Below are 21,597 nucleotides of genomic sequence, written 5' to 3' on the forward strand. Positions count from 1 at the left end.
CCGCGAGGGGCGAGGGGCGGATGCGGATGGACTCAGGCCGGCCCGATCCGGACCCAGTAGCGCGTGATGCGGGTCATGCGCAGCGGGAAGGATTGCAGCAGCACACGCAGGGCCTGGTCGGTGTCGTCGATGGGGTAGGCGCCGGAGACGCGGAGGTCGGCTACGGCGGGGTCGCAGACGAGGCGGCCGGGGCGGTAGCGGGCCAGTTCGGCGATGAGGTCGCCGAGGCGTGCGTTGCCGACCACCAGGCTGCCGTGCTCCCACTGTGCGGCGGCGTTGCCGGCGCTTTGCGGCGGCGAGATGGCGGTGGCGGTGAAATGGGCGGATTCGCCGGCCCGCAGTACCTGGGCCTGTTGCCCGTCCCGCGGGCGCAGCTCGACCGCGTGTTCGAGTACCGAAACCTGCGTGCGCTCACCGTGGTGGCGCACGACGAAGCGGGTGCCCAGCGCGCGTACGGTGCCGTGCGCGGTGTGGACGAGGAAGGGCCGCGGATCGTTGGCGGCCTGCAGGTGGGCGGCGGTTTCGACGAGGATTTCGCCGGCCCACAGGGTGATCGTCCGCGCCGCGTCGGTGAAGGCGACGTCCGCCGCGCTGTCGGTGTTGAGGACGATGCGCGAGCCGTCGGCCAGCGCCACGCTGCGCCGTTCACCCACGCCGGTGCGGTAGTCGGCCAGCCAGGGCTGGAGCAGGGCCTGGTCTTCCGCCGCGCGGTACGAGAGCCAGCCGGCGGAGCCGGTGGTGGCGAGCAGGAGGATGCCGCGCAGTATCGTGCGGCGGCCGCGCCCGGCTGCCTGCAGGGTGGGCAGCGCGATGTTGCCAGGCACCCGCTGCATGGCCTGGCGGATGGCGCCGATGCGTTCCCAGGCGCGCTGGTGGTCGGGATGTTGCTGCAGCCAGTCGCGCAGGCCCTGGTGGTCGGCCTCGGTGGCTTCGCCGGAGCATAGCCGCGCGTACCAGGCCACGGCTTGCTTGCGCAGGGTTTGTTCGTCGCGCTGGGAAAGGCCGTTGCCGCTGGTGGCGGGCCCCGCCGTGGCCGGATCGGAAGAGGATTGCGTCATGGCGCCAGCAGGTAGCATTGTTCGATGGCCTGGCACATGTAGTTGCTGACAGTGCGCTTGGTGACGCCGAGCTGGGTGGCGATCTCGGCGTAGGTCAGCCCTTCGAGCTGCGACAGCAGGAAGGCCTGGCGCACCGCCGGCTTCATGCCGTCGAGCATGGTGTCGATGGCGATCAGCGCCTCCAGCATGATGCTGCGTGTTTCCGGGCTGGGTGCCTCCGGTTCCGGCAACGTGGCCAGCACGTCGAGATAGGCTTGCTCCAGGCGCTGCCGGCGGAAGAAATCGGCAACCAGCCCGCGCGCGATCGTGCTCAGGTAGGCGCGCGGCTCCCGCAGCGTTTCGGCTTCGCGCCTCTGCAACACCCGCATGAAGGTGTCCTGCGCCAGATCGGCCGCGTCGCAGGCATTCCCCAGCTTGCCGCGCAGCCAGCCCTGCAGCCAGCCGTGATGGTCTCGATAAAGGGTCTGCAAGTCCTGTGGCGGAGAGGCGTCGACGGGAAGCATGGTTGTGAATGAGCACAAAATGAGAACTGTTCTCATGGTATAGGATGGGCGCCATAAGGCGAAACAGCGCAGCGCGGGAAAAAACCGCCGGGCATTGTCCTTTTTCGAGTCTCGTTCGACCCCCAAGGGAAAACCTGCCCATCGAACGAAAAGGAAAAGCCCATGCAGCACTCGAACCGCCCTCCTCGCCATCACGGCCAGGCCCTCACCCCGCTCCTTGCCGCCTTGCGCCGGACCTGCGTCGGCCTCGCCCTGGCCATGCCTGCTGCACTGCCCGTCCCCGGCCATGCCCAGACGCCGCCGCAGGCCACCAAACGGGCATACGACATCCCCGCCGGCCCGCTCGGCACGGTGTTGAGCCGCTTCGCCGGCGCCGCCGGTGTCGTCCTGTCCTTCGACGCCGGCTTGACGGCAGGCCGCTTGACGGCAGGCCAGGAGAGCCGCGGGCTGCAAGGCAGCTATGGCGTAGCCGAGGGTTTTGCGCGGCTGCTGGGCGGCAGCCGCCTGGAAGGGGTTCGATGTCGAAGTTTCCGGCGAGGTGCTGCCCGACGTGCAACTGACGGCGGGCTACACTTTCAACAGCAACCGGAACGACGTCACCAGCGTGCGCTACCATTCGGTCACGCCCAAGCACCTGTTCAAGCTATGGGGCAACTGGAAGCCGCTGGCCGGCCCCTGGAGCGTGGGCGGCGGGGTGACGGCGCAAAGCAGGCACTACGTCAGCGGCACCGTCAATGCCCTCGACACGGCAACGGGCGAATTCGACGGGCCGAGCCAGGCATTTGCGTTCACGCAAAGCGGATACGCCATATGGAGCGTGCGCATCGGGTATCAGCTCCACCAGAACGCCAGCCTCGCGGTCAACATCAACAACGTATTCGACAAGACATACTACAAGCACGTCGGCAACACGATCGGCGGGAACTGGTATGGCGAGCCGCGCAACGCCATCGTGTCGCTGAGGCTCAAGTACTGAGCCGTCCACAGCGCGACGGGCCTGGCGGAAAAGCCAGGCCACACCGGATCAGCCTGCCGTTCCCGGCTTCATCTGGCTCTGCAGGTAGTTTTGCAGGCCGACCATGCCGATCAGCCGCAGTTGCTGTTCGAGCCAATGGATGTGGTCCTGCTCGGTGTCGAGCAGCAAGGGCATGAGCCTGTCGCGCGTGACGAAATCCTGCTCCTGCTCGCACAGCACGACGATCTCGCGCAACTGCCGGATCACCGCCATCTCCGTGTCCAGGTCGTGCTGCAGCATCTGGGGAACGTCGCGGCTGGTGTTAGCCGGCAGGCGCTGGCCGAGGTCGGGCGTTCCTTCCAGGAACAGAATCCGCTCGATCAACACCTTGGCATGGGTGAGCTCTTCCTGGTGCTCGTGATAGATGCGGTCATAGAGATACAGCAAGCCCATGTCCTGATAGACGTGGGCATGCACGAAATACTGGTCGGATGCCGTCATCTCGTAAGCCAGCATCGTGTTGAGCGCATCGATGATCTTGGTATTGCCTTTCATGGACTCTCCGCCTTGCGTTGTGGCCGGACGCATCGCCCGCACCTTTCCGGGTGCGGAGTTTGAAGCAGAGCAATGCCGTGATCAAGGCAAATTTTCCTTATCCAGCAATGCCTTATGGCGATTTATCGAGATTGCCTCTCATTCCTCGGTCGCGCCTTGGGGAACGCTTATCATTGCCCTCGCCTTCAGCCACCGGTCCTTGCCCTCATCGGGGTGCCAGCCCGCCTGCCTCATGATTGGGCAACACCGTCGAATCCTTTGCCATCATGGGCAGCAGCCACTTATCCACAGTCCCGCTCACAAGTCTGTCCCCATCGGCTGGGGAAAACCCGCACTTCCACCCTGAAGCCGCACGGCATCCGTGCCTGACCGCTTCATTCCCTCCGCTGGCCAAAAAGCGCCATCTCAGGCGATAAAAAAATTTGCTCATGGAATTGTTGCGTTGCACAACAAAGATCGCTATTATTCGAACCGTCTCCTCCACCCTCCTCCTTTGGTGTGGATTTAGGCCCGGACCCTCACGGCGTCCGGGCTTTTTTCTTTTGCGCGTCGCAGCATCCGCTGCATCTCACTCTTCCAGCAGCATCTGCTTCAGATAATCCGGCAGGCCGGACAGCACGAGGGAATCGGTCTCGCGGTCATAATGCACCGCCCCCGAATGCAGCCCGCTGCGATCGAACTCCACCTTCCACTGCTCGCCGCTCGCGCTGAAACGGACCAGCGGGCGAATGGCACGCCTGTTGGGCACAAAGCCGCTCGACAGCCTGGTTTCCGCCGCGTTCAGTACGGCATCCAGGCGCTCGGGCCGCTCGGGGAAGACCTCCTGCGCGAGTTCGCCGAACACCACCGGCTCACCGTTCTCGCCCAACGCGTCGAGATGGGCGTGGGCGCGTTCGAGCAAGGCATCGCGCCGCGCCGGTTCGAGTTCCTGGCGGTCGGCGAACTGGCTCAGCGCCAGTACCAGCTTCTTCGTTTCCTGAACCGCCACCACGACGTCGCTGCAGCCCAGGAAGCGCTTGAAATAGCTGCCGGCCTTGCCCCGCCCGCGCAGGAAGCTCAGGTAGCGCCCATCGCCGCGCTGCCAGGCGCTCAGGTCGATGCGCCCTGCCGCCTGCAGGGACGACAGGTCGAGATGGAGGCTGTCGACGACATCGAGCGATCCCGACACCATACTGCCTTCGGCCTCGCCGATCAGCGCAACCCACAGGCAGTCGGCCTGCGGCTCCTGTACTTGGGCGACCACGATCACGCCGCTCTCTTCCGCCTCTTCCTCGTCGGCGACCGCCTGCAGCCGCTGCGCCAGTTGGTGCGACAAGGCAACGAAATCCGGGCTTTGCCCCAGCAGGTGTTCCCGCAGCCATCGCGGCAAGGGAAAGCGCTCCTCGTCTTCCTCGAAGCAGCCGAAGCCCTTGGCGGAACGGTTCGAGTACTGGCGGCTCAGGCTTTCGACCAGGCGCAGGCCCGCATCGTCGAGCGGGCACGCCACGGCGCGCAGGCCCAGCATGGCGGGGGCGCCCGACGCCTTGCGCAGACGATGGACGATGAGATGGCGAAGCGTGTGTTCGACGGAGGACATGGAGGTGGCTCGCTGCAATCGGGGGCCGCGATTCTCGCATGCCTGCGGCGCTTTCACCGCCCCGGCAGGCCACCTGCCCCGATGTGCCGACATCGCCGGGCATGTGCCGCGCGCACCGGCAGCGCAGGCCGCTCGGCTTGCTGCCTCCCCCCGATTCTGCTATTAAGACGCCTCCACTATTCACCAACCTACGGAAGTTGATTCATGGCTGACGATACACTGCACAAACAATTCCCGCCCTACGTTCCCGCCGCTGGCGAGGAATACATGAGCGAGAAGCAGATCGCCCACTTCCGCGAGATCCTGGGCTCGCTGAAGGGTGAGCTGATGGAAGACATCGAGCGCACCGTGCACACGATGCAGGACGAGGCCACCGTGTTCGCCGACCCCAACGACCGCGCCAGCCAGGAGTCCGACATCGCGCTCGAACTGCGCAACCGCGACCGCGAGCGCAAGCTCATCAAGAAGATCGACGAAGCGCTCGGTCGCCTCAATGGAGGCGAGTATGGCTACTGTGACAGCTGCGGCGTCGAGATCGGCCTGAAGCGCCTGGAAGCCCGTCCGACGGCCACCATGTGCATCGATTGCAAAACGCTGGAAGAAATGCGCGAGCGCCAGGTCGCCAAGTAAGGCCAGCGCCGCAGCACACGACAAAAAAGGACGCCTGGGCGTCCTTTTTTGTCGTTGCCGCTCAAGGCGGGCCGAAGCCCGCCACCAGGCATCAGCCGGCGTTCTCGTTGAGCAGCGCCTTCATGCTCAGGCGGATCTTGCCGCGCTCGTCGGTCTCGAGCACCTTCACGCGCACGACCTGGCCTTCCTTCACATAGTCGGCCACGTTGTTGACGCGCTCGTTGGCGATCTGCGACACGTGCAGCAGCCCGTCACGGCCCGGCATGATGTTCACGATGGCGCCGAAGTCGAGCAGGCGCACGACCGGCCCTTCGTAGACCTTGCCGACTTCGACTTCGGCGGTGATCGCCTCGATCTTCGCCTTCGCGGCCTGGGCGCCCTCGGAGCTGACCGAGGAAATCGTGATCTGGCCGTCGTCCTCGATCTCGATCACGGTACCGGTCTCTTCCTGCAGGCCACGGATCACCGCACCGCCCTTGCCGATCACATCGCGGATCTTCTCGGGGTTGATCTTCATGTTGATCATGCGCGGCGCATACTCGGACACTTCGCCGCGCGAGGTCCCCAGCGATTCCTTCATGATGCTGAGGATGTGCAGCCGGCCGGTCTTGGCCTGCTCCAGCGCAGCCTGCATGATGTCCTTGGTGATGCCCTGGATCTTGATGTCCATCTGCAGGCCGGTGACGCCGTTCTCGGTACCCGCGACCTTGAAGTCCATGTCGCCGAGGTGGTCCTCGTCACCGAGGATGTCGGTCAGCACGGCGAAGCGGTTGCCGTCCTTGATCAGACCCATCGCGATGCCCGCGACGTGGTCCTTCAGCGGAACGCCGGCATCCATCATCGCCAGCGAACCGCCGCAGACGGAAGCCATCGACGACGAACCGTTGGACTCGGTGATCTCGGACACGACACGCACGGTGTACGAAAACTCCTCGGCCTTGGGCAGCATCGCCACCAGCGAGCGCTTGGCCAGGCGGCCATGGCCCACTTCGCGGCGCTTGGTAACGCCGAAGCGACCGGTTTCGCCGGTGCAGAAGGGCGGGAAGTTGTAGTGGAGCAGGAAGCGCTCCTTGTACTCGCCGGCGATGGCGTCGATGATCTGCTCGTCACGGCCGGTGCCCAGCGTGGCGACGACCAGCGCCTGGGTTTCGCCACGCGTGAACAGTGCCGAGCCGTGGGTGCGCGGCAGCACGCCGGTGCGGATCGTGATGGGGCGCACGGTCCGGGTGTCGCGGCCGTCGATGCGCGGCTCGCCGTTCAGGATGCGGCTGCGGACAATGCCCGACTCGATGTTGAAGAAGATATCCTTCACTTCGGTGGACGACAGCGGGGTTTCGCTCTCCTCGGCCAGCGTGGCCGCCACGCGCCTGCGGATCTCGGCCAGGCGGGTCGAGCGCTCCTGCTTGCTGGTGATGCGGAAGGCTTCTTCCATGTCGGCCTTGGCCAGTTCGGTGACGCGGGCGATCAGCGTCTCGTTGGCCGGCGGCGCCTGCCAGTCCCACTCGGGCTTGCCGGCGACTTCGACCAGCTCATTGATGGCCTTGATCGCGACCTGCATCTGCTCGTGGCCGAACACGACCGCGCCCAGCATGACCTGCTCGGGCAGTTCCTGCGCTTCGGATTCGACCATCAGCACCGCGGCCTGCGTGCCGGCGACCACCAGGTTCATCTGGCTGGCCTGCAGTTCGGTCACGGTCGGGTTGAGGATGTACTGGCCGTCGGCATAGCCGACGCGGGCGGCACCGATCGGGCCGTCGAACGGAATGCCGGAGATCGCCAGGGCGGCGGAAGCGCCGATCATCGCCGGGATGTCGGCATCGACTTCCGGATTCAGCGACAGCACGGTCACGATCACCTGGACTTCGTTCATGAAGCCTTCGGGGAAGAGCGGGCGGATCGGACGGTCGATCAGACGCGAAGTCAGGATTTCCTTCTCGGTCGGACGGCCCTCACGCTTGAAGAAGCCCCCGGGGATGCGGCCCGCGGCATAGAACTTCTCGACGTAATCGACGGTGAGCGGGAAGAAATCCTGGCCCGGACGCGCCTCCTTGGCGCCAACCACCGTGGCCAGCACCACGGTCTCGTCCATGTTCACGATGACGGCACCGCCGGCCTGGCGGGCGACTTCCCCGGTTTCGAGGGTGACGGTATGCGCGCCGTAGGCGAAAGTTTTCTTGATAGCGTTCAGCAAGGGAATTCCTTTAACGATGAATGCAGCGAACGACAACTGCGGGCGGCTGCGGATCGAATCATCCCGCCGCAGAACGACCAGCCAGCCCTGGAGGCTTCAAACGACACGAAGCCGGCCGTGCCGCAGGGGCACGCACCGGCTTCGATCGATTACTTCGCCCTGATCGGCGCTGTCGGGCTGGTCATGGACGCAATTACTTGCGCAGGCCCAGACGCTCGATCAGATTGCGATAGCTTTCGGCGTTGCGGCCCTTCAGGTAGTCCAGCAGCTTGCGGCGCTGGCTGACCATCTTCAGCAGGCCGCGGCGGGAGTGGTGATCCTTGCCGTGGGCCTTGAAGTGCGGAGCGAGCCCGTTGATGCGGGCGGTCAGGAGCGCAACCTGGACTTCCGGCGAACCGGTGTCGCCTTGGGCGCGCTGGAAGTCGGAGACGATCTGCGACTTGGATGCGGTGTCAAGAGCCATGTGTGTCTTTACTCGTGTTTTTCTGCCAATCAGAAGCGGCGGATTATACCCAAAGCCGCACCAAAAACTCAATCGATATCATGCGGATGCGCCAAACGCACCCCCGTCGGTGGCAATCAGCCGGCGCGCGGCAAGTCTGCCGCCCTCCTGCCACTGCCCCAGGCCGAGGAAGCCCCGCGGCCCATAGACGCGCACCAGCCCTTCGACGCCCGTCCGGTCCAGCGTCAGGACCCTGCCCTGCAACAGCCCCCGCGCCTGCTCGGCATCGAGACGACACTCGGGGTAGACCGCCACCAGCGCATCGGCCGGCGCCAGCATGCCGTCACGGGCCTCGGGCGCACAGCCTTCCAGTGCATCGAGCGTGACGGCGCCGTCGAGGCCGAACGGCCCGATGCGCGTACGGCGCAAGGCGCACAGATGCGCGCCACAGCCCAGCGCCGAACCGATGTCCATCGCCAGGCTGCGGATGTAGGTGCCCTTGCTGCAGGCCACCCGGATGGTGAAGCGCGTGTCGGCGAAAGCGAGCAGGTCCAGCGCATGGATGCTCACCCTGCGCGCCTCGCGCTCGATCTCGACGCCCGCACGCGCGTATTCGTACAAAGCCTTGCCGTCGCGTTTCAGCGCCGAATACATCGGCGGCACCTGTTCGATGTCGCCGCGAAACCGTCCGAGCACGGCGTCGAGCCGGGCGCGGTCGACGTCGACCGGATGCGTGGCCAGCACCGTGCCGTCCGCATCGCCGCTATCGGTTTCGATACCCAGTTGCACGACCGCCTCGTAGGTCTTGTCGGCATCGAGCAGCATCTGCGAAAACTTGGTCGCCTCGCCGAAGGTCAGCGGCAGCAGCCCGCTGGCCATCGGATCGAGCGTGCCGGTATGCCCCGCCTTGGCGGCATTGAACAGGCGGCGCGCCGCCTGCAGCGCACCGTTCGAACTCATGCCCTGCGGCTTGTCGAGCAGCAGCACACCATCCACGGCACGCCGGACGATCTTGCGCTGCACCTGCTTCGGCCGGCGCGGACGCGCACCGGGCGCGGCGCCCTGTGCCTCAGCGCCTTGCGTTGCCGTCATCGTCCGCCGACCCGGCGGTGTCCTGCCCGGGCTCGTCCCCGTCCTGATGGCGCGCTTCGTCCTCCCGCACCACTTCGTCGATCAGGCGGGACAGGCGCGACCCCTCTTCCACCGAGCGGTCGTAATTGAAATGCAGTTCGGGAATCGTATGGATGCGGATGCGGCGGCCGAGCTCGCGGCGCAAGAAGCCGCTGGCCCGGCGCAAGCCCTTCAGTATCTCGGGCACGTCGCCTTCGCCCGTCATCGAGGTGAAGAACACCTTCGCATGGGCATAGTCGGGGGTGATCTCGACGTCGGTGAGCGTGATGAAGCCGACCCGAGGGTCCTTGACCTCGAGCCGGATCAGCTCGGCCAGCTCGCGGCGGATCTGCTCCACCACGCGCTGGCTGCGGGAGTACTCCTTTGGCATCGCTTACAGAGTCCTCGCCACTTCCTTGATCTCGAACACCTCGAGCTGGTCGCCTTCCTGGATGTCGTTGTAGTTGCGGAGCTGCAGGCCGCACTCGTAACCGAACTTGACTTCCTTGACGTCGTCCTTGAAACGCTTGAGCGATTCGAGCTCGCCGGTCCACAGCACCGTGTGGTTGCGCAGCAGGCGGACGTGGGAACCGCGCTTGACCATGCCTTCGAGCACGTAGCAGCCGGCGATCGAGCCCACCTTGGAGATGGTGAACACCTGGCGGATCTCGACCATGCCGATGACTTCTTCGCGCTTCTCGGGCGCCAGCATGCCGGACAGCGCCGCCTTAACCTCATCCACGGCGTCGTAAATGATGTTGTAGTAGCGGATGTCCACACCGAAGGTTTCGGCCAGCTTGCGCGCACCAGCATCGGCACGGATGCTGAAGCCGAGGATGACCGCCCCCGATGCCTGCGCCAGGTTGACGTCGGATTCGGAAATCGCGCCCACCGCGGCATGGATGACGTTGACCCGGACCTCGTCGGTAGACAGCTTCTGCAGCGACTGCACGAGCGCTTCCTGCGAACCTTGCACGTCGGCCTTGATGATCAGCGGCAGGCTCTTGACCTCGCCCTCGGCCATCTGCTCCATCAGCGTCTCGAGCTTGGCGGCCTGCTGCTTCGCCAGCTTGACGTCGCGGAACTTGCCCTGGCGGAACAGGGCGATTTCGCGCGCCTTGCGCTCATCTGCGAGCGCGATCGCCTCGTCGCCCGCGGCCGGTACGTCCGACAGGCCGAGGATCTCGACCGGAATGGACGGCCCCGCCTCGTCGATCTGCTTGCCGTTCTCGTCGAGCATCGCGCGGATGCGGCCGAAGGTGGCGCCGGCGAGCACCACGTCGCCCTTGCGCAGGGTGCCGGACTGCACCAGCAGCGAGGCCACCGGACCACGCCCCTTGTCGAGGCGCGCTTCGATGATCAGGCCCTTGGCCGGGGCCTCGACCGGCGCGGTGAGCTCCAGCACTTCGGCTTGCAGCAGGATGGCTTCGAGCAGTTCGTCGACGCCCGTGCCCTTCTTCGCCGACACCGGCACGAACATGACGTCGCCGCCGTATTCTTCCGGCACCACGCTTTCGGCGATCAGTTCCTGCTTCACGCGCTCGGGGTTCGCCTCGGGCTTGTCGATCTTGTTGATCGCCACTACCAGCGGCACGCCGGCCGCCTTGGCGTGGTGGATGGCTTCACGCGTCTGCGGCATCACGCCGTCGTCCGCCGCCACCACAAGGATGACGATGTCCGTCGCCTTGGCGCCACGCGCGCGCATCGCCGTGAAGGCTTCGTGGCCCGGGGTATCGAGGAAGGTGACCACGCCGCGCGAGGTCTCGACGTGATACGCGCCGATGTGCTGGGTAATGCCGCCGAATTCGCCCGACGCCACCTTGGCGCGGCGAATGTAGTCGAGCAGCGAGGTCTTGCCGTGGTCGACGTGGCCCATGACGGTGACCACCGGCGCGCGCGGCAGGACTTCGACGTCCTTGTGCTCGTCGCTTTCATCGAGGAAGGCATCCGGATCGTCCAGCTTGGCCGCAAGCGCGGTGTGCCCCATTTCCTCGACGATGATCATCGCCGTATCCTGGTCCAGCACCTGGTTGATCGTGACCATCGTGCCCATCTTCATCAGGGCCTTGATGACCTCGGTGGCCTTCACCGCCATCTTGTGGGCGAGATCCGCCACAGTGATGGTCTCGGGCACGTGCACTTCGCGCACGATCGGTTCGCTCGGCGCCTGGAAGTTGCTGCGGTCGTCCTGCTGGTGGCGGCCATGACGGCCGCCGCCCTTGCCCGCACCGCGCCAGTTGTTGCCGTTCGCGCCCACTTCGCCACGGGTCTTGAGACCGCCGCGGCGCTTGCCGCCGTCCGCATCGCGCGCGGGCGCAGCCGCACCCCGCTTGGCATCCTTGGCCCCCGACTTGTCCTCGGTCTTGGCCGGACGGTGCAGCGTGCCGCTACCGGGCTTGGCCGCAGCCGGTTTGGCGGGCTCTTCCTGCTTCTTCAGCGCCGCGGCGACGCGCGCTTCTTCTTCGGCGCGGCGGGCATCGGCCGCGGCACGCGCCGCTGCCTCGCGCTCCTGGCGAGCGCGGAGGTCGGCCGCCTGGCGCTCTCTGAGCGCGCGCAGGCGATCCTCGTCGCGCTTGCGCGCGGCGACTTCTTCGTCGCTCAGGATTTCGCTGATGGGCAGGGGCTTGGAACGCACGAGCGTGGTTGTGATCTTTGCCGGCGGCGCAGGTACGGCCGCGGCCGCCGGGGCGGATGCTTCGGATTTCGGCTCCGGTTCGGCGGCCTGGACGGGCGCCTGCTCCGGTTCGGGTTCGGGCGCCGGCTGTTCGGCCACCGGCGGCGGAGCGGGCTGCTCCACAGCAGCCGGCTCGGCTTCCTCGGCAGCGGCCTGCTCCACCACTTCGGGCTCGGCCGGCGCAGGTGCCGCGGCGACTTCAGCCACGGGTTCGAGCAGCGGCACTTCGATCTGTTCAGGCAGCTCGGCCGCTTCTTCCACACTTTCTGCGGCATCGAGAACCGGAATGTCGGCAACGGCCTCGTCACGCTTGACGAAAGTGCGCTTCTTGCGCACTTCGACCTGCACCGTACGCGCGCGGCCGGTCGAATCGGTCGCGCGGATTTCCGTCGTCTGCTTGCGGGTCAGGGTGATCTTGCCCTTGGGCTCGGTATCGCCGTGCGAACGGCGCAGGTATTCCAGCAGTCTCGCCTTGTCCTGTTCTGTCAGCAGATCGGTCGGGCCGGATTTGTCGACGCCGGCACGCTTCAACTGCTCGAGCAGCGCCGCGGCCGGCATCTTCAGTTCGCCGGCAAACTGGGTCACGCTCATGTTTTCCATTACTGCCCTCCCATCATTCCTGGAACCAATGGGCGCGCGCAACGGAAATCAGCGCCTTGGCTCTTTCTTCGTCGATCCCGGCCATCTCGACCAGTTCGTCGACCGCGAGGTCGGCGAGGTCGTCGCGGGTGCGGACACCCTGCTGGGCCAGTTTGGCGGCAAGGGACTTCTCCATGCCGTCGAGATTGAGCAGATCGTCGGAGACGTTCTCCAACTGCTCTTCGGTCACGATCGCCTCGGTCAGCAACACGTTGCGTGCGCGGTTGCGCAACTCGTTGACCGTCTCTTCGTCGAAGGCTTCGATCTCGAGCATTTCGGCCAGCGGCACGTAGGCGATTTCTTCCAGGGAGGAGAACCCCTCCTCGATCAGGATGTCGGCGATTTCCTCGTCGACATCCAGTTTTTCCATGAACAGCGCGCGCAGGCCCTGCTGTTCCTGAGCGGTCTTCTCGGCCGACTCCTGCTCGCTCATCAGGTTGATCGTCCAGGCGGTGAGCTCGGAAGCGAGCTTGACGTTCTGGCCGTTGCGGCCTATGGCGATGGCGAGGTTGTTCTCGTCCACCACCACGTCCATCGCATGGGCTTCTTCATCGACCACGATCGACACGACTTCGGCCGGCTGCAGCGCGGCGACGACGAACTGCGCCGGATCGGCGGCCCACACGATGATGTCGATCTGCTCGCCGCCGATCTCGTTGCGCACCGCGGTCACGCGCGAACCGCGCAGGCCGACGCAGGTGCCGATCGGGTCGATGCGCGGGTCGTTCGACTTGACCGCGATCTTGGCGCGCAGGCCGGGATCGCGGGCGCAGGCCTTGATTTCGAGCAGGCCGTCCTCGATCTCGGGCACTTCGAGCTCGAACAGCTTCATCAGGAACTCGGGCGCGGTGCGCGACAGGATCAGTTGCGGGCCACGGGCGCCGCGGTCGATGCGCACCAGGAAGGCCTTGACGCGGTCGCCGACGCGCAGGTTTTCGCGCGGGATCTGCTGGTCGCGCGGCAGCACGGCCTCCATGCGGCCGACCTCGATGATGGCGTTGCCGCGCTCCATGCGCTTGATGGCGCCGGAGACGAGGAATTCCTTGCGCTCGAGGAAGTCGTTCAGGACCTGTTCGCGCTCCGCGTCGCGGATCTTCTGCAGGATGACCTGCTTGGCGGCCTGGGCGCCGATGCGGCCGAAATCGATCGGTTCGAGCGGTTCGGTGACGTACTCGCCGAGCTGGATGCCGGCGTCGATGTCACGCGCATCGATGATGCCCATCTCGGCCTCGTCGTTCGTGACCTCCTCGTCGAGCATGACGATCCAGCGCCGGCACGAGGTGTAGTCGCCCGTCTCGCGGTCGATCGAAACCACCACGTCGGCGTCGTCATGGATGCGCTTCTTGGTTGCGGAGGCCAGCGCGGACTCCAGCGCGGCAAAAACGATGTCCTTGGCGACGTTCTTCTCACGCGCCAACGCATCAACAAGCAGCAGGATCTCGCGGCTCATTTCAGGAAAACCTCCACATCCACAGTCTCAGAATTTAGGTACAAGGCGTGCCTTCTCGATGTCCTCGAAAGGCAGCAGGCGCTCGCCCTTCTCGGTCGTGAGCACCACGGCGCCATCGCGCACACCGCCCAGCACACCGGCAAAATTACGTTGGTTGTCGACCGGCAGCGACAGCCGGATCTGAGCCTCTTCGCCGGCAAAGCGCTCGAAATCCGCCAGTTTTTTCAGCGGACGATCCAGCCCGGGAGAAGACACTTCGAGACGGTCGTAGTCGATGTTCTCGACTTCGAACACGCGCTGCAGCTGGTTGCTCACCGTGGCGCAGTCATCGACGGTGATGCCCCGCTCGATATCGAGGAAGACACGCAACAGACGCCCGCGCGGCGAAAACTCGATGTCCACGAGTTCGTAGCCGAGGCCGGTCACCACCTGTTCGATCAGATTCTCGATTCCTGCTCGCATGCCTTTCTTCCACCCTGCGCGCGATCGCCGCGCACAAATAAAAAATGGGCCTAACGCCCATCAACCCATCGCCCCTGTCCGGAACATGCCGCTGGTCACAACCGAATGGCGGCGCTCGCCCGGCACACCGCCGAAAGACGCGAACGGGCAGAAGCCATCCACCAAAGCCGCAGGATTATAGCGCCAAAACCGACAGCCGGGCAAACCGCCGCAATGCGGCGATCCGGCCCGGCCTGTCACTGAATGTGACGAATCCGCGGCGAAATCAGCGCGCCACGGGCGTGGTGCGATGCATCTTGGGCGGGCGTTTCGCGCGCTCGTCCTTCTGCACCTGCCGCTGCGGTACCGGCAGACCGGCGAGCCGACAGGCGTCGTCCTCGGGCATTTCCATCCACATGCCGCGCTTGAGGCGGGTCGGCAGCTCCACCGCGCCATAGCGCACGCGCATCAGGCGGCTCACGGTCAGCCCGACCGCCTCGAACATGCGCCGCACCTCGCGGTTCCGCCCTTCCGAAATCGTCACCCGATACCAGTGATTGGCCCCCTCGCCGCCTTCGTCCCGCAAGGTATTGAAGCGGGCCGGGCCGTCGGCGAGCTGGATACCCTCGGTCAGGGATGTCGTCTGCTCCTCGCTCAATTCGCCAAGCAGCCGTACCGCGTACTCGCGCTCCAACTCGTAGCGCGGATGCATCAGGCGGTTGGCGAGGTCGCCGTCATTGGTGAACAGCAGCAAGCCGGACGTATTGAAGTCCAGCCGCCCGACCGCCAGCCAGCGCCCCTTGCGCAGCACCGGCAGGCGCTCGAACACGGTCGGACGCCCCTCGGGGTCGTCGCGCGACACGATCTCGCCTTCGGGCTTATGGTAGATGAGCACGCGTGGCGAGCGCTGGGTAAAGCGCAGCGGCACCAGCTTGCCATTGACCTTGACGCGGTCGCCCGGCCCGATCTTCTGCCCGAGCGAGGCCGGCAGGCCATTGACCGAGATACGGCCGGCGATCACCCAGTCCTCGATTTCCCGCCGCGAGGCGACACCGGCCTGGGCCAGCACCTTCTGCAGGCGCTCGGGCTCGGTCAGCGTCGTCGGTGCGTTGCGTCCGCCGCCCTGCCCCTGAGGCCGGGGCCTCGGCGCGCGCTCGCCGCGTTCGGGCTGCCCCAGCGCGGACTTGTGCGCATCCGGCCTGCGCGCGGGATCGCCGCCGCCCGGCCGCCCTCCCGGCTTTCCGCCCCGCGGCGCACGCGGACCGCGCGGATCGGCATTGAGGTGGGCATCGGGATCACGCGGCTGGGCATCCTCGTCGCGTGCATCGCCGTCTCGCGCGGCGCGCGGCCGACGTCCGGGACGGTCGAGAATCTCGATCGCGTCAGATTTCTTCTGCGGGGGGCGGAACGGGCTGTTCGGTTTGCGAGGCATCGACGAGGTCCATGATTTTTTCGATCTCGGTCAGCGCAGGCAGCTCGGTGAGGCTGCGCAGACCCATGTCATCGAGAAAGCGCCGGGTGGTGGCGAATAATGCCGGGCGGCCCGGCGTGTCGCGGTGGCCGACCACATCGACCCAGCCGCGCGATTCCAGCGTCTTCAGTATGTTGGGCGACACCGCCACGCCGCGCACATCCTCGATGTCGCCGCGCGTGACGGGTTGCCGGTAGGCGATGATCGCCAGCGTTTCCATGACCGCCCGCGAGTAGCGCGGCGGCTTTTCTTCCTTCAGCCGGTCCAGATAGACCTGATATCCGGCGCGCGTCTGGAAGCGCCAGCCACTGGCCAGTTGCACGAGCTCGACGCCCCGATCGGCAGCCATCCATTCGGCGCGCAGCTCTTCCAACAGCTTGCGCACCAGTTCCGGCCCCGGATCCTCGTCGAACAGGCGACGCAGCTCCGACACCGGCAACGGTGCCGGCGCGGCAAGCAGAGCGGCCTCGATGACCCTCGACCAGGCCTCAGGCGTCGTCGCGTGCTGCATCGGCCAACTTTACGTAGATCGGCGCAAAGGCCTCGTTCTGGCTCACGTCCACCAGCCTTTCCTTGACCAACTCGAGCACCGCCAGAAAACTCACGACGAGCCCCGCCGCGCCGAGCTTCGCGTCGAACAGCGTATCGAACACGATGAAATTACCACTGCCCAATTTGCGCAGGATAGCCGTCATGTGCTCTCGTACCGAAAGCTGTTCGCGCCCGACACGGTGATGCTGCGTCAGGCGGGCGTTCTTCATGATCCGCAGCCATGCGAGCTGCAAGTCGTGCAGGCTGACCTCGGGCAGGCGCTCGACCACCTTCTCGGCGACGAACACGCCGACCCACTCGAAATCGCGTTCCACGCGCGGCAACATGTCGAGCCGCGCCGCGGCGAGCTTCATACGCTCGTATTCCAGCAGGCGGCGGACCAGTTCGGCGCGCGGGTCTTCCTCTTCCGCATTTTCGCGCGGCGGCCGCGGCAACAGCATGCGCGACTTGATCTCGAGCAGCATCGCCGCCATCAGCAGATACTCGGCCGCGAGTTCCAGATTCGTCGCCCGCATCGCGTCGACATACTCGAGATACTGCGCCGTGAGCGGCGCCATCGGAATGTCGAGCACATCGAGGTTGGCCTTGCGGATCAGGTACAGCAGCAGATCGAGCGGCCCCTCGAAGGCGTCGAGGAACACCTCGAGCGCATCGGGCGGAATATACAGGTCTTTCGGCAGTTCGAGCAGGGGTTCGCCATAGATGCGCACCACGTGCTCGAGCACCCCGGGCGCTTCGACCGGCGCCAGATCCAGCGTCAGGCTCATGGAAACATGCGCCTCAGATACCGACCAGCACGCCGATCAGATACCGGAACCCCGCGATCAGCGGCCACAGGATGGTACCGAGCACCCCTGTGACCAACAGGACGAGCAGGATCGGAAAGCCATAAGGCTCGAGCCGCGCAAAGCCCCAGGCCAGGCGACTCGGCAGCAGGCTGACGGCGATGCGCCCGCCATCCAGTGGCGGAATCGGCAACAGGTTCAGCACCATCAGCACGGCATTGATCTGCATTCCGGCATCGGCCATTTTCATCATCGGCAAGGTGTAAGCGCCGGCCTCGCCCGCCATCGCGATCCGGAACAGGATCGCCCAGCCCAGCGCCATCAGCAGATTCATGAACGGCCCGGCAGCGGCGACCCACAGCATGTCCGCCTTCGGGTTGCGCAGGCGGCCGAAGTTGACCGGTACCGGCTTCGCCCAGCCGAACAGAATGCCACCCGCGCCGAACAGCGCGCTCAGGGCCAGAATGCCCGCCGGCACCAGCACCGTGCCCACCGGATCGATATGGCGCAGCGGATTGAGCGTGATGCGCCCGGCCAGGTCCGCCGTAGGGTCGCCGAAATGGCGGGCGACATAGCCGTGCGCAGCCTCGTGCAGGGTAATGGCGAGCACCACCGGCAGCGCCCAGATCGCCAGCGTCGAAATCAGAGAATCCATGGAAGCATCGGCAGCAAAGCGCGCATTCTAGCAGAGCGCCATCCTGGCACCGTGCTTGCCGGGGCGCTCAATCCGCCTCCAGCCCGAAGGGGCCGAGCGCGCCACAGCCCGCACGCACCAGTTGCGGCGTGCCCGTGGTCAGGTCGATCACCGTCGTCGCCTCGGGGCCGCAATAGCCGGCTTCGATCACGAGATCGACCAGCTTTTCGAGACGCTCGCGGATTTCGTCGGGATCGGTCAGCGGCAGCGCCTCGTCCGGCAGCAGCAGCGTCGAGGTCAGCATCGGACCGTCCAGTTCGGCGAGCAGTGCCGACACCACCGCATGCTCGGGGATGCGCAGGCCGATCGTCTTGCGCTTGGGGTGCAGCACGCGCCGCGGCAGTTCCTTCGTGCCTTCGAGAATGAAGGTATACGCGCCGGGTGTGGTCGCCTTGAGCAAGCGGTACTGGCTGTTGTCCACCCTCGCATAGGTGGCGATCTCGGACAGATCCCGGCACATCAACGTGAAATGATGCCGCTCATCGACGCCGCGAATTCGGCGGATGCGGTCGAGCAGGCTGGCGTCGCCGACCATGCACACCAAGGCGTAGGCCGAATCGGTCGGCAGCACGACCAGCCCGCCACCGCGGATGATCTCGGCGGCCTGGCGGACGAGCCGCGGCTGGGGCTGCTCGGGATGGAGGGAAAAGAACTGGGCCATGGCGATCGTTTTTTCTCAGATGAAGCGCGACCACACTGGCGTGAGGTCGGGCGGAAGGGGATTGCAGCGCCCGACGTCGACCGGGCTTTCTTTTTCGCCGTGGAAATCGGACGCGCGCGATGCGAGCAGACCGCGCTGCCGGGCAACAGTGGCGAAGCGGCGCATCTCGTCTTCGCTGTGCGCACCCGACACGACTTCGATGGCCTCGCCGCCGGCCGCGACGAAGCGGTCGAGCAGGCGGCCCATGTCGGCATTGGACAACCGGTAGCGCGCGGGATGGGCAACAACGGCGATGCCGCCCGCGCCGACGATCCAGCCCACTGCATCCTCGAGCGACGCCCATTCATGCTCGACGAAGCCGGGCTTGCCCCGCACCAGATAGTGATCGAACACCGTCCTGACATCCGGCATCACGCCGCTGGCGACGAGGTGGCGCGCGAAATGGGCGCGGCTGACGAGTGCGGGATTGCGCGCAAACCGGCGCGCGCCTTCGAGCGCGCCGCCGATGCCGGCCGCGGCCAGCGCCTCGCCGATGCGTACAGCGCGCGCGTCGCGCCCCGAGCGGATCTGCCGCAGGCCGGCGACAATGCCGGAGTTCTGCGGATCGATGCCAAGGCCCACGATATGGATCGTTTCATCGGCGAAGGACACCGAGACCTCGACGCCGGGGATGAAGCGCAGCCCGAGCTCGGACGCGGTCGCCGCGGCAACGGCGAGCCCGCCGAGTTCGTCGTGATCGGTCAGCGCGAGCAGTTCGACGCCGTTCGCCTTGGCCCGCCTGACCACATCGGCGGGCTCGAGCCAGCCGTCCGACACGGTGGAATGGCAGTGAAGGTCGGCGTTGAGCGCATGCAACTCGGCGAGTTCCATCTGAAGGCTCCGGAGAAAAGATGTCATGCCCTGTCAGACAGGAAGAACGCCTCGACGATCCCGGCGATCCGCCGGGGCTGGTCGTGGTGCAGATTGTGGCCGGCATCCGCGACCGTGCGCACCTCGATCGAAGCGAAGCAGGCCAATGCCGCCGCATGGTCGTCGTCACTGACGCCGATGCGCTCGCGCAGGCCGGCGTCCTGAGGCTCAATGGCGAGCACCGGTGCCGTCACTCGCCGCCAGCAGGCCTGTGCTTCGGCGCGGCGATAGAGCACCGGATTCACCCGACGGTGCCCGGGGTCGCCGGCAATCCGCCAGCCCTCGCCGTCGGGCTGCGACAGTTCGCCTGCCAGCCAGGCCGAACGGGCATCGTCGAGGCGCGGGTTATCGCGCCGCAGGCGTTCGGCCAGCGCTTCCCGGCTTGGGTAGATGCGCGGCCGTGGTACTTCGGTCAACTCTTCCAGCCATTGCTGATAGCGTCCGGGCGCCTCGGCCGCCTGCCGGTCCGGCAAGCCGAATGCGTCGAGCACCGCCACGCGCTCGACGCGCGAAGGGCGGATGCCCGCATACATCAGCGCGACATTGCCCCCCATGCTGTGCCCGACGAGGCGCACCGGCGCTTCATTCTCCCCTTCGGTGATGCGCAGGATCGCATCGAGGTCGGCGAAGTAATCCGGGTACCAGTAGCCGTCGGCGCCACTCCACGCGCTGCGGCCGAAACCACGCCAGTCGGGCGCGATCACGTGCCAGTCGCCGGCCAATGCATCGACCATGAACTGGAACGAGGCCGACGCATCCATCCAGCCATGCAGCATGTAAAGCCGTGGCGCGCCGTCGCGGCCCCATTCGCGCAGATGCAGACGCACACCACGGATAGACAGGAAACGGGAACGGGAAATCTTCATGGACGAATCATAGCAAAGCCCCCTGGCGCCCCGCCCGGGGCGCCACGATTCGCGACGGCTTGATTATCATTGCCGGACACCCCCTTTTCCGGTCCGACAGGCCTGCCCGATCGATGACTTCTCCGCCGCTTGCCGCCACCCCGATTGCCGAATTTCGCCGCTGCCCCACCTGCAACCGCTGGAGTGGAAAGCGCACGCTCGACGACGACGGCAGCACCGTCCGCCTCGACCCGGCGAACAGCCGCGGCGCGTGCAACGAAGGCCCGTGGCATGGCTCGCTGCGCGGGCCGCGCAACGCTTGCGGACAGTGGCTGCGCTGGATCGAGATCACGCCGAAGTAAGAACGGCTCGCCCCCGCCTCCGCGCAACGTTGCCCTCTAGGCTTCTTCGCTTCCTGCGCTCGCCCCGGCCTCTGCCCGGGCGGCCTCGACCTGGGCGATCATGCGCGCCCGCGATTCCGGTGTTTCCAGGCTGACGCGCCCGAGCGCACCGTCGCGATAATCCTGCAACAGGATCAGAGAAGCCTTTTCCAGATCCAACCCGCCGCCTTTCACGAGGCAGCCTCGTCTGCGCCCGATCGCCTCCACCAGGGCCGGGGCATCCAGCGTCGCGGGGTCGATTCGGTAACGGGCGGCGAGGAGGCTCGGGTAGCGTTCCAGCAGGATGCCGCCGAGAAAGGCCGCGACCTCTTCGTCGATGACCGCGTTGCGGCCAATCGCGTGGCTCGCCGCCAGCATGTAGCCGTCCAGATCGTAGTCGATCTTCGGCCACATCATGCCCGGCGTATCCGTGAGCGTCATGCCCGGCCCCAGGTCCAGCGTCTGCTGGTGCTTGGTGACGGCCGGCTCGTCTCCAACCTTGGCCACCTTGCGCTTGAGCAAGGCATTCATCAGCGTCGACTTGCCCACGTTGGGAATGCCCATGATCATCATGCGCAAAGGCTTTGTGCCATCGTCGCGGTGCGGCGCGAGCTGCCGGCAGAGCGCCGGCACGCGCGCGGCCTCGGACGGATTCCTGGCCGAGATGGAGACCGCCCTCACGCCCGGTTGCCGATTGTAGAAATCCATCCATGCTTGGGTCGCCGCCGGGTCGGCCAGGTCGGACTTGTTCAGCAGTTTCAGGCAAGGGCGGTTACGAAAGCGCCGCAATTCGGCAATCATCGGGTTGCTGCTCGCCTCGGGCAGGCGCGCGTCGGTCACCTCTATGACGACATCGATGGCCGCCATGGCCTCGGCGGCCTTCTTTCGCGCCGAGGCCATATGGCCGGGAAACCACTGAATGGGCATGCTGGAACCACCATGTTTGAAGTGCTCGCATTATCCCACCGCCCGCCCCTTTTCACCGCCTTCCCGCGGCACGGATCCGAGCGATGGAATATTGTGCAACGCACCACGCTTTCCCGCGCCCGTCCTGGCAATCGGCGGCAAGGATTTTT

At 66.0% G+C, this 21,597-nt stretch carries 22 protein-coding genes; 3 read left to right on the forward strand and 19 right to left on the reverse strand.

Annotated elements, in window-relative coordinates; translation table 11 throughout:
* Positions 1-32 precede the first annotated feature (32 nt).
* Positions 33-1,058: a FecR domain-containing protein gene (locus tag C666_RS01275; protein ID WP_004332734.1), complete on the reverse strand. Its 1,026-nt coding sequence runs from the start codon at positions 1,056-1,058 to the stop codon at positions 33-35.
* Positions 1,055-1,561 carry a sigma-70 family RNA polymerase sigma factor gene (locus C666_RS01280; RefSeq protein WP_004332737.1) on the reverse strand — a complete coding sequence of 169 codons (507 nt, stop codon included), beginning with the start codon at positions 1,559-1,561 and terminating at the stop codon, positions 1,055-1,057. Before C666_RS01280 ends, C666_RS01275 begins: the two co-directional genes overlap by 4 nt.
* A 478-nt stretch (positions 1,562-2,039) precedes the next feature.
* On the opposite strand from C666_RS01280, the gene C666_RS01285 reads away from it, so the two are divergent.
* On the forward strand, positions 2,040-2,537 hold the full coding sequence (locus C666_RS01285) for a TonB-dependent receptor domain-containing protein (protein ID WP_004332740.1): 498 nt from the start codon (positions 2,040-2,042) through the stop codon (positions 2,535-2,537).
* Positions 2,538-2,585: 48 nt separating this feature from the next.
* On the opposite strand, the gene bfr is transcribed toward C666_RS01285, so the two are convergent.
* Both bfr and C666_RS01295 read right to left on the reverse strand, forming a co-directional pair.
* The gene (gene bfr / locus C666_RS01290) at positions 2,586-3,071 is read right to left on the reverse strand and encodes a bacterioferritin (protein ID WP_004332743.1); all 486 of its coding nucleotides are present in this window, start codon (positions 3,069-3,071) and stop codon (positions 2,586-2,588) included.
* A gap of 568 nt (positions 3,072-3,639) precedes the next feature.
* A complete protein-coding gene (locus C666_RS01295) occupies positions 3,640-4,647 on the reverse strand; it encodes a nucleoid-associated protein (protein ID WP_004332746.1) in 1,008 nt (335 codons plus the stop codon).
* 204 nt (positions 4,648-4,851) lie between these two features.
* Between C666_RS01295 and dksA the strand changes: the two genes are divergently transcribed.
* Positions 4,852-5,277 carry an RNA polymerase-binding protein DksA gene (gene dksA, locus C666_RS01300; protein WP_004332748.1) on the forward strand — a complete coding sequence of 142 codons (426 nt, stop codon included), beginning with the start codon at positions 4,852-4,854 and terminating at the stop codon, positions 5,275-5,277.
* A 91-nt stretch (positions 5,278-5,368) separates the two neighbouring features.
* Here the strand turns inward: dksA and pnp are convergent, their stop codons facing one another.
* The 14 genes from pnp to C666_RS01370 form a co-directional block, all read right to left on the reverse strand.
* A complete protein-coding gene (gene pnp / locus C666_RS01305) occupies positions 5,369-7,468 on the reverse strand; it encodes a polyribonucleotide nucleotidyltransferase (protein ID WP_004332750.1) in 2,100 nt (699 codons plus the stop codon).
* Between the two features lie 193 nt (positions 7,469-7,661).
* Entirely contained in the window at positions 7,662-7,931 is a 270-nt protein-coding gene (gene rpsO, locus C666_RS01310; protein ID WP_004332752.1) for a 30S ribosomal protein S15, read from the reverse strand.
* Between the two features lie 78 nt (positions 7,932-8,009).
* On the reverse strand, positions 8,010-9,002 hold the full coding sequence (gene truB, locus C666_RS01315) for a tRNA pseudouridine(55) synthase TruB (RefSeq protein ID WP_004332755.1): 993 nt from the start codon (positions 9,000-9,002) through the stop codon (positions 8,010-8,012).
* Positions 8,980-9,411, reverse strand: coding sequence for a 30S ribosome-binding factor RbfA (gene rbfA, locus C666_RS01320; RefSeq protein ID WP_004332756.1), 432 nt, complete (start codon positions 9,409-9,411; stop codon positions 8,980-8,982). The genes truB and rbfA overlap by 23 nt, the downstream gene beginning before the upstream one ends.
* Before the next feature lie 3 nt (positions 9,412-9,414).
* Positions 9,415-12,294, reverse strand: coding sequence for a translation initiation factor IF-2 (gene infB / locus C666_RS01325; protein WP_004332758.1), 2,880 nt, complete (start codon positions 12,292-12,294; stop codon positions 9,415-9,417).
* A 13-nt stretch (positions 12,295-12,307) separates the two neighbouring features.
* Positions 12,308-13,783 (reverse strand): transcription termination factor NusA, encoded by a 1,476-nt coding sequence (gene nusA / locus C666_RS01330; RefSeq protein ID WP_004332760.1) that lies wholly within the window; start codon positions 13,781-13,783, stop codon positions 12,308-12,310.
* A 27-nt stretch (positions 13,784-13,810) separates the two neighbouring features.
* The gene (rimP, locus tag C666_RS01335) at positions 13,811-14,245 is read right to left on the reverse strand and encodes a ribosome maturation factor RimP (protein WP_004332761.1); all 435 of its coding nucleotides are present in this window, start codon (positions 14,243-14,245) and stop codon (positions 13,811-13,813) included.
* A 265-nt stretch (positions 14,246-14,510) separates the two neighbouring features.
* Positions 14,511-15,656 carry a 23S rRNA pseudouridine(2605) synthase RluB gene (rluB, locus tag C666_RS01340; protein ID WP_004332763.1) on the reverse strand — a complete coding sequence of 382 codons (1,146 nt, stop codon included), beginning with the start codon at positions 15,654-15,656 and terminating at the stop codon, positions 14,511-14,513.
* Positions 15,607-16,206: an SMC-Scp complex subunit ScpB gene (gene scpB, locus C666_RS01345; protein WP_004332765.1), complete on the reverse strand. Its 600-nt coding sequence runs from the start codon at positions 16,204-16,206 to the stop codon at positions 15,607-15,609. The genes rluB and scpB overlap by 50 nt, the downstream gene beginning before the upstream one ends.
* Positions 16,184-17,014, reverse strand: coding sequence for a segregation and condensation protein A (locus C666_RS01350; RefSeq protein WP_004332767.1), 831 nt, complete (start codon positions 17,012-17,014; stop codon positions 16,184-16,186). Before C666_RS01350 ends, scpB begins: the two co-directional genes overlap by 23 nt.
* Positions 17,015-17,027: 13 nt before the next feature.
* A complete protein-coding gene (locus C666_RS01355; protein ID WP_004332770.1) occupies positions 17,028-17,687 on the reverse strand; it encodes a site-2 protease family protein in 660 nt (219 codons plus the stop codon).
* A gap of 67 nt (positions 17,688-17,754) precedes the next feature.
* Positions 17,755-18,387: an L-threonylcarbamoyladenylate synthase gene (locus C666_RS01360; RefSeq protein ID WP_004332772.1), complete on the reverse strand. Its 633-nt coding sequence runs from the start codon at positions 18,385-18,387 to the stop codon at positions 17,755-17,757.
* Between the two features lie 15 nt (positions 18,388-18,402).
* Positions 18,403-19,257 carry a 3',5'-nucleoside bisphosphate phosphatase gene (locus tag C666_RS01365; protein ID WP_004332775.1) on the reverse strand — a complete coding sequence of 285 codons (855 nt, stop codon included), beginning with the start codon at positions 19,255-19,257 and terminating at the stop codon, positions 18,403-18,405.
* A gap of 23 nt (positions 19,258-19,280) precedes the next feature.
* Positions 19,281-20,162: an alpha/beta fold hydrolase gene (locus C666_RS01370; RefSeq protein WP_004332777.1), complete on the reverse strand. Its 882-nt coding sequence runs from the start codon at positions 20,160-20,162 to the stop codon at positions 19,281-19,283.
* Between the two features lie 113 nt (positions 20,163-20,275).
* Here C666_RS01370 and C666_RS01375 point away from each other — a divergent pair, with 113 nt between their 5' ends.
* On the forward strand, positions 20,276-20,503 hold the full coding sequence (locus C666_RS01375; protein ID WP_004332778.1) for a hypothetical protein: 228 nt from the start codon (positions 20,276-20,278) through the stop codon (positions 20,501-20,503).
* Positions 20,504-20,539: 36 nt separating this feature from the next.
* Here the strand turns inward: C666_RS01375 and ylqF are convergent, their stop codons facing one another.
* Positions 20,540-21,448 (reverse strand): ribosome biogenesis GTPase YlqF, encoded by a 909-nt coding sequence (ylqF, locus tag C666_RS01380; protein ID WP_004332780.1) that lies wholly within the window; start codon positions 21,446-21,448, stop codon positions 20,540-20,542.
* Between the last annotated feature and the right edge of the window lie 149 nt (positions 21,449-21,597).

The organism is Thauera linaloolentis 47Lol = DSM 12138, from assembly GCF_000310205.1.
GTDB classification, from domain to species: Bacteria; Pseudomonadota; Gammaproteobacteria; order Burkholderiales; family Rhodocyclaceae; genus Thauera; species Thauera linaloolentis.

Excerpts from the sequence above, each read along its gene's own strand:
- C666_RS01280 (WP_004332737.1), bottom strand. The coding sequence starts at position 1,561 with ATGCTTCCCGTCGACGCCTCTCCGCCACAGGACTTGCAGACCCTTTAT.
- nusA (WP_004332760.1), bottom strand. The coding sequence starts at position 13,783 with ATGAGCCGCGAGATCCTGCTGCTTGTTGATGCGTTGGCGCGTGAGAAG.
- dksA (WP_004332748.1), top strand. The coding sequence starts at position 4,852 with ATGGCTGACGATACACTGCACAAACAATTCCCGCCCTACGTTCCCGCC.
- rbfA (WP_004332756.1), bottom strand. The coding sequence starts at position 9,411 with ATGCCAAAGGAGTACTCCCGCAGCCAGCGCGTGGTGGAGCAGATCCGC.
- infB (WP_004332758.1), bottom strand. The coding sequence starts at position 12,294 with ATGGAAAACATGAGCGTGACCCAGTTTGCCGGCGAACTGAAGATGCCG.
- bfr (WP_004332743.1), bottom strand. The coding sequence starts at position 3,071 with ATGAAAGGCAATACCAAGATCATCGATGCGCTCAACACGATGCTGGCT.
- C666_RS01295 (WP_004332746.1), bottom strand. The coding sequence starts at position 4,647 with ATGTCCTCCGTCGAACACACGCTTCGCCATCTCATCGTCCATCGTCTG.
- C666_RS01355 (WP_004332770.1), bottom strand. The coding sequence starts at position 17,687 with ATGGATTCTCTGATTTCGACGCTGGCGATCTGGGCGCTGCCGGTGGTG.
- truB (WP_004332755.1), bottom strand. The coding sequence starts at position 9,002 with ATGACGGCAACGCAAGGCGCTGAGGCACAGGGCGCCGCGCCCGGTGCG.
- scpB (WP_004332765.1), bottom strand. The coding sequence starts at position 16,206 with ATGCAGCACGCGACGACGCCTGAGGCCTGGTCGAGGGTCATCGAGGCC.
- rluB (WP_004332763.1), bottom strand. The coding sequence starts at position 15,656 with ATGCCTCGCAAACCGAACAGCCCGTTCCGCCCCCCGCAGAAGAAATCT.
- rpsO (WP_004332752.1), bottom strand. The coding sequence starts at position 7,931 with ATGGCTCTTGACACCGCATCCAAGTCGCAGATCGTCTCCGACTTCCAG.
- C666_RS01350 (WP_004332767.1), bottom strand. The coding sequence starts at position 17,014 with ATGAGCCTGACGCTGGATCTGGCGCCGGTCGAAGCGCCCGGGGTGCTC.
- rimP (WP_004332761.1), bottom strand. The coding sequence starts at position 14,245 with ATGCGAGCAGGAATCGAGAATCTGATCGAACAGGTGGTGACCGGCCTC.
- C666_RS01365 (WP_004332775.1), bottom strand. The coding sequence starts at position 19,257 with ATGGAACTCGCCGAGTTGCATGCGCTCAACGCCGACCTTCACTGCCAT.
- C666_RS01370 (WP_004332777.1), bottom strand. The coding sequence starts at position 20,162 with ATGAAGATTTCCCGTTCCCGTTTCCTGTCTATCCGTGGTGTGCGTCTG.
- ylqF (WP_004332780.1), bottom strand. The coding sequence starts at position 21,448 with ATGCCCATTCAGTGGTTTCCCGGCCATATGGCCTCGGCGCGAAAGAAG.
- C666_RS01375 (WP_004332778.1), top strand. The coding sequence starts at position 20,276 with ATGACTTCTCCGCCGCTTGCCGCCACCCCGATTGCCGAATTTCGCCGC.
- C666_RS01360 (WP_004332772.1), bottom strand. The coding sequence starts at position 18,387 with ATGGCCCAGTTCTTTTCCCTCCATCCCGAGCAGCCCCAGCCGCGGCTC.
- C666_RS01275 (WP_004332734.1), bottom strand. The coding sequence starts at position 1,058 with ATGACGCAATCCTCTTCCGATCCGGCCACGGCGGGGCCCGCCACCAGC.